At 61.6% G+C, this 453-nt stretch carries 2 protein-coding genes; both read right to left on the bottom strand.

Annotated features, from left to right (window positions below; all coding sequences use genetic code 11):
- Positions 1–206: UDP-N-acetylglucosamine 1-carboxyvinyltransferase (locus tag J4F31_12505; GenBank protein ID MCE2497373.1), on the bottom strand; the 206-nt coding region annotated here is incomplete at its 3' end.
- A gap of 2 nt (positions 207–208) precedes the next feature.
- The coding region (locus tag J4F31_12500) for a hypothetical protein (protein ID MCE2497372.1) at positions 209–453 on the bottom strand (245 nt) is incomplete at its 5' end.

Here is a 453-nt window from a genome sequence, read left to right as displayed (position 1 = left end):
CCTTCCTCGCGCTTGACGGAAACGCCGAGTAAGCTGAGCAGCGTCATCATGGTGGCGACGTCTCTCACCTGCGGCAGGTTGGAAATCGTGCACTCTCCTCCCCCCAACAGGGTCGCCGCCAAAATGGGGAGCGCCGCATTCTTGGCGCCGCCGATCCTGACACGTCCATCGAGGCGTTGCCCGCCCATGATGACCAGACTGTCCATGATTACGATGTTCGCTCCAGGCACATGACGCGATCGATGCCCGCCTGATCGCGCCGGATCCTCTTGACGACGAATTCCTGCTTGTCGTTCACCTTTTGACGGATGTCCCCGGACTGGTTCATTCCCATTTCCATGACCAGCATCCCGCCCGGATGCAAGAGCGCCGGACTCTCCGCAAGCAGGCGATCATAAAACTCCATGCCGTCCCGGCCGCCATCAAGGGCCGGAAGCGGCTCGAACGCCCGGA

It is taken from the genome of Flavobacteriales bacterium (assembly GCA_021296215.1).
In the GTDB taxonomy this organism is placed as follows: Bacteria; Bacteroidota; Bacteroidia; order Flavobacteriales; family ECT2AJA-044; genus ECT2AJA-044.
This window is presented reverse-complemented; position numbering and strand designations above follow the sequence as displayed.